Below are 5645 nucleotides of genomic sequence, written 5' to 3'. Positions count from 1 at the left end.
ATCAACCACACTGTTGAGTTAGAAGACACAGCATGTGTACGTGGTATGATCAACCGAGTTTCTTACATGGTTAAGGTAGAGGGTTAATTTCATGCATTTGAATACACTTTCACCTGCTGCAGGTTCTAAAACTGCTCCAAAACGTGTTGGTCGTGGTATCGGTTCTGGTCTTGGTAAGACTGGTGGTCGTGGTCACAAAGGTCAAAAATCACGTTCTGGCGGTAAAGTACGCGTTGGTTTTGAAGGCGGTCAAATGCCTATGCAACGTCGTCTACCAAAATTTGGTTTCACTTCACGCAAATCGTTAGTATCTGCAGAAGTAAATCTTTTTGAAATCGCTAAAGTTGAAGGCGATGTGGTAGACCTAAACGCGTTACACGCAGCTGGTCTAGTTAAAAAGAACGTTCTGTTCGTAAAAGTTGTTAAATCTGGCGAAGTTTCACGCGCTGTTACCGTTAAAGGCCTTAAGGCTTCTAAAGGTGCTCGCGAAGCTATTGAAGCTGCCGGAGGCAAGGTAGAAGACTAAGGAAGTACTAATGGCTAAACCAGGTCAAGATACACAAAGTGCACAAAGTGGACTTTCGGAATTGAAGCGTCGATTACTATTTGTATTAGGTGCTATCATTATTTACCGTTTAGGTTCATTTGTGCCAATCCCTGGGATTGACGCCGCTGTACTTGCCGATTTCTTCGAGCAACAAAAGGGCACCATTGTTGAGATGTTCAACATGTTTAGCGGTGGTGCGCTTGAGCGAGCTTCAGTGTTAGCACTGGGTATTATGCCGTATATCTCGGCTTCGATTATTACGCAACTATTAACGCATATGTATCCTCCGTTTATAGAGCTTAAGAAAGAAGGTGAGCAAGGGCGTAAAAAAATTAGCCAGTACACACGCTACGGCACGCTTGTGCTTGCTACTATCCAATCAATCGGTATTGCAACTAGCTTACCGGGCATGATGGAAGGGTTAGTTGTTAACCCTGGTATCGGTTTCTACTTCACTGCAGTAGTGAGTTTAGTTACAGGTACCATGTTCCTAATGTGGTTGGGCGAGCAAATAACTGAACGTGGTATCGGTAACGGTATCTCAGTTCTGATATTTGTTGGTATTGTAGCTAACCTGCCGTCTGCTATTGGTTCGACAGCCGAAATGGCGCGCCAAGGTGATTTGAATGTTTTTGTACTGTTAATGGTTGCGATAATAGTATTTGCCGTTACTTATCTTGTAGTGTTTTTTGAACGTGGACAACGTCGTATCGTTGTTAACTACGCTAAACGCCAACAAGGTCGTCAAGTATTTGCTGCTCAAAGCACGCATTTACCACTAAAAGTAAACATGGCGGGTGTTATTCCACCAATCTTTGCTAGCAGTATAATTCTGTTCCCTGGTACAATTGCAAGCTGGTTCGGCCAGGGTGAAGGTCCGGTCGCTGATGTGCTACAAGCTATTGCAACAACGTTGACTCCAGGTCAACCTTTGTACGCGATGGTACTAGCAGCAGCTATCATCTTCTTCTGCTTTTTCTACACGGCGTTGGTTTTCAACCCTCGTGAAACAGCAGACAACCTGAAGAAATCTGGCGCATTTATCCCAGGTATTCGTCCAGGTGAGCAGACATCTAAATACATTGATAAAGTGATGACACGCCTGACACTGGCAGGTGCTTTGTATATAACCTTTATCTGTCTGGTGCCCGAATTCATGACTATGGCATGGCAAACGCCATTCTATTTCGGCGGTACATCAATTTTGATTATCGTTGTAGTAATCATGGACTTTATGGCACAAGTACAGACTCACCTGATGTCACATCAGTATGATTCTGTGCTGAAAAAAGCGAACCTTAAAGGCTACGGCCGATAAGGTCAGTTTACGGAGTTGAGCAATGAAAGTACGTGCTTCCGTTAAGAAAATATGCCGTAACTGTAAAGTTATTAAACGTGCTGGTGTAGTACGCGTAATTTGCAGTGAGCCTAAGCATAAGCAAAGGCAAGGCTAAGTAAACAGTCGTGCAGGCTGAGGTTTCTCGGCCTGTGTTTTTAATTGTGATTTGGTCTTCGTTTGAGTATCCTTACGGGCTTTTCAAACTTTTGATTACCAAATTCAAATATAGGAGATGTGTTAGTGGCCCGTATCGCTGGCATTAACGTCCCTGATCATAAACATGCAGTTATTGGTTTAACAGCTATTTATGGCATAGGTAAGACTCGCTCTAAGGCTATCTTAGCAGCGACTGGTATCGCCGAGACCACAAAAATCGGTGAACTTTCAGACGAAACTCTTGACGTACTGCGTGATGCAGTTGGCAAGTACACTGTAGAAGGTGACCTTCGTCGTGAAGTTACTCTAAATATCAAGCGCCTTATGGACCTTGGTTGTTTCCGTGGCCTACGTCACCGTCGCTCTTTACCACTACGTGGTCAAAGAACAAAGACTAACGCGCGTACCCGTAAGGGTCCTCGTAAGCCTATTAAGCGATAAGGGGATAGTATTATGGCTAAGACACCAATTCGTCGTAAAAAGGTTAAAAAGCAAGTTGCTGATGGTATGGCTCATGTTCATGCGTCTTTCAACAACACTATTGTAACAATTACTGACCGTCAAGGTAATGCACTATCTTGGGCGACTGCCGGTGGTTCAGGTTTCCGTGGTTCACGTAAATCTACTCCATTTGCTGCTCAGGTTGCTGCAGAGCGTGCAGGTACTGCTGCTCAAGAATACGGTTTAAAAAATCTAGAAGTTTTCATCAAAGGTCCAGGTCCAGGTCGTGAATCTGCTGTACGTGCTTTGAATGCTGCTGGTTACCGTATCACCAACATCACTGACGTGACGCCAATACCACACAATGGTTGTCGTCCACCGAAGAAACGTCGCGTTTAACAATAGGTTAGGAGAAATAACATGGCAAGATATTTGGGCCCTAAGCTCAAGCTGAGTCGTCGTGAAGGTACTGACCTGTTCCTTAAGAGCGGCGTAAGAGCTATCGACTCTAAGTGTAAACTTGAGACTGCACCTGGTCAGCACGGCGCTCGTAAAGGTCGCTTATCTGATTACGGTTTACAGTTACGTGAAAAGCAAAAAGTACGTCGTATCTACGGTGTATTAGAAAAGCAATTCCGTAACTACTACAAAGAAGCTGCTCGCCTTAAAGGTAATACAGGTGAAAACTTGTTACAGCTTTTAGAGCAACGTTTAGACAATGTTGTATATCGCATGGGTTTTGCTAGCACACGCGCTGAAGCACGTCAGTTAGTAAGCCACAAAGCGATTTTAGTTAATGGTCGTGTTGTGAACATTCCTTCATACGTAATTACTCCAGAAGATACTGTAGTAATCCGTGAGAAGTCTAAAACACAAGCACGTATCATCGCTGCTCTAGAGTTGGCTGAGCAACGTGAAAAGCCGACTTGGGTTGAAGTTGACGGTAAGAAATTGGAAGGTAGCTTTAAGCGCCTACCTGAGCGTTCAGATCTGTCTGCGGACATTAATGAACAACTAATCGTCGAACTTTACTCTAAGTAAAGTTAAGAGTTAAGAGAGGATAAAATGCAGGGTTCTGTTACAGAATTTCTAAAACCAAGGTTAGTCGATATCGACGCTATCAACCCAACGCGTTCTAAAGTAGTTTTAGAACCACTAGAGCGTGGTTTTGGCCATACTCTGGGTAATGCCTTACGCCGTATACTGTTATCATCTATGCCTGGATGTGCAGTAACTGAAGTTGAAATTGACGGTGTATTGCATGAGTACAGCGCGAAAGAAGGCGTACAAGAAGACATCATTGAAATACTACTTAACCTTAAAGGTCTAGCAGTAACGTTAGAAGGCAAAGATGAAGTTTTTCTGACCCTGACTAAATCTGGTGTAGGCCCTGTGACTGCGGCTGATATTCAGCACGATGGCGATGTAACAATTGCTAATCCAGATCACGTTATTTGTCATTTAACGACAGATAGCAGCGAGATCAGCATGCGCATTCGTGTTGAGCGTGGTCGTGGTTATGTGCCGGCATCTAGTCGTTTATCCTCTGATGACGATGAGCGTCCAATTGGTCGATTGCTGCTTGATGCATCATTCAGCCCAGTTGAACGTATTGCGTACTCGGTTGAATCAGCCCGTGTTGAGCAACGTACAGACTTAGACAAGTTAATCATTGATATGGAAACAAACGGTACTTTAGATCCTGAAGAAGCGATCCGCCGTGCGTCTACTATCTTAGCTGAGCAATTAGATGCATTCGTAGATTTACGTGATGTAACTGAGCCAGAAGAGAAAGAAGAGAAGCCAGAATTCGATCCTATTCTACTTCGCCCAGTTGATGATCTTGAACTAACAGTACGTTCAGCAAACTGTTTGAAAGCCGAGCAAATTCAATATATCGGTGATTTAGTTCAGCGCACTGAAGTTGAGCTTCTTAAAACGCCTAACTTAGGTAAGAAGTCTCTAACTGAAATAAAAGACGTGCTAGCTTCACGTGGTCTTTCTCTAGGTATGCGCCTAGAAAATTGGCCGCCTGCAAGCCTAGCTGAATAATCTAAATCACTATATTAGTTTAGTTAGAAGGATAGGGTCATGCGCCATCGTAAGAGTGGTCGTCAATTAAACCGTAACAGTAGCCATCGTAAAGCGATGTTCAGCAATATGGCTAGTTCATTGGTGAAACATGAAATCATCAAAACTACTTTGCCTAAAGCGAAAGAGTTACGCCGTGTAATTGAACCTTTAATCACACTGGCTAAGACTGACAGTGTAGCAAACCGCCGTTTAGCGTTTGCTCGCACGCGTGATAATGAAGTAGTTGGTAAATTGTTCAGCGAAATCGGTCCTCGTAATACAGACCGTCCAGGTGGTTACACTCGTATTCTTAAGTGTGGCTTCCGTGCTGGTGATAATGCACCAATGGCTTATATTGAACTAGTAGGTCGCCCAGCGACTAACGAAGAAGTTCAAGAAGACGCGCAGTCTGCAGAGTAAGTCTTTAAAGAGACACCAAAAAGCCGAGCTTAATGCTCGGCTTTTTAATGCCTAAAATTTAACATTACTTAAAATATTCCCCTTATTGCTACCTATTACCATCATTCTGCTAAACCGGTTTAATAAAATGAGCATAGTTATAAAGTCCGCATTGTAAAAAGCCCAATCAAGCAGTAGTGCTATAAGTAGACCGTATAAAGTTTGTAGATCAAACCTTAAAGTGTAAATGTCATGAGTTATTAACCTAAAAATTAAGCAAATTGGTCTGCCATACCGAGGTATTTAAATTTAACTCGCTTATTTAGGGGGGTTAAGGTTACTTTTAGTTGGGTTTTTAAACGTTTAGCTCAAATACTCAACGAACAGTCATTTATTTTAAGTTTTCTTCAAAAAAGGGTTGATCTGTTTTCGGATCTCCCTATAATGCGACCCCACTGAGACGGGGAACGCCAACGCATAGCGAGGCACGAGCTACTCAGTGAGTCGAGTAAAACTTAATTTAGAAAAATTTAAACTTTCTCAAAATTAAGTGTTGACAAAAAAATAGGAAAGCGTAACATGCGCAGCCCTAGCGAGATAAAGCAAACGCTTTAATCGCAACGTTCTTTAACAATGTAAAGCAATCATCTGTGTGGGCACTCGTACAGATTGAGTTCTAACAGCCAAGCT

Annotated in this window: 9 protein-coding genes; all 9 read left to right on the top strand. The window is 43.0% G+C overall.

The features are described 5' to 3' along the window. Positions 1-87, top strand: an 87-nt coding sequence (locus AABI99_RS17315; protein WP_338367367.1) for an uL30 family ribosomal protein, incomplete at its 5' end; no start/stop codon positions are given. Positions 88-91: 4 nt separating this feature from the next. Next, entirely contained in the window at positions 92-526 is a 435-nt protein-coding gene (rplO, locus tag AABI99_RS17310; RefSeq protein WP_338367366.1) for a 50S ribosomal protein L15, read from the top strand. Between the two features lie 10 nt (positions 527-536). Next, complete coding sequence (gene secY / locus AABI99_RS17305; RefSeq protein WP_338367365.1) at positions 537-1865, top strand: preprotein translocase subunit SecY; 1329 nt, start codon at positions 537-539, stop codon at positions 1863-1865. A 22-nt stretch (positions 1866-1887) separates the two neighbouring features. Next, a complete protein-coding gene (gene rpmJ / locus AABI99_RS17300; protein WP_002959476.1) occupies positions 1888-2001 on the top strand; it encodes a 50S ribosomal protein L36 in 114 nt (37 codons plus the stop codon). 125 nt (positions 2002-2126) lie between these two features. Next, positions 2127-2483: a 30S ribosomal protein S13 gene (rpsM, locus tag AABI99_RS17295; protein WP_338367364.1), complete on the top strand. Its 357-nt coding sequence runs from the start codon at positions 2127-2129 to the stop codon at positions 2481-2483. A gap of 12 nt (positions 2484-2495) precedes the next feature. Continuing rightward, positions 2496-2882, top strand: coding sequence for a 30S ribosomal protein S11 (gene rpsK / locus AABI99_RS17290; RefSeq protein ID WP_002959471.1), 387 nt, complete (start codon positions 2496-2498; stop codon positions 2880-2882). A 21-nt stretch (positions 2883-2903) separates the two neighbouring features. Then, on the top strand, positions 2904-3524 hold the full coding sequence (gene rpsD / locus AABI99_RS17285) for a 30S ribosomal protein S4 (protein ID WP_002959461.1): 621 nt from the start codon (positions 2904-2906) through the stop codon (positions 3522-3524). A 24-nt stretch (positions 3525-3548) separates the two neighbouring features. Beyond that, positions 3549-4535 carry a DNA-directed RNA polymerase subunit alpha gene (gene rpoA / locus AABI99_RS17280; RefSeq protein ID WP_004589198.1) on the top strand — a complete coding sequence of 329 codons (987 nt, stop codon included), beginning with the start codon at positions 3549-3551 and terminating at the stop codon, positions 4533-4535. 39 nt (positions 4536-4574) lie between these two features. Further along, on the top strand, positions 4575-4976 hold the full coding sequence (gene rplQ / locus AABI99_RS17275) for a 50S ribosomal protein L17 (protein ID WP_138541032.1): 402 nt from the start codon (positions 4575-4577) through the stop codon (positions 4974-4976). Positions 4977-5645: the final 669 nt, after the last annotated feature.

The organism is uncultured Pseudoalteromonas sp. (assembly GCF_963922945.1).
In the GTDB taxonomy this organism is placed as follows: domain Bacteria; phylum Pseudomonadota; class Gammaproteobacteria; order Enterobacterales; family Alteromonadaceae; genus Pseudoalteromonas.
Note: the sequence above shows the minus strand (reverse complement) of the source record. Positions and strands in the feature narration are given on the sequence as shown.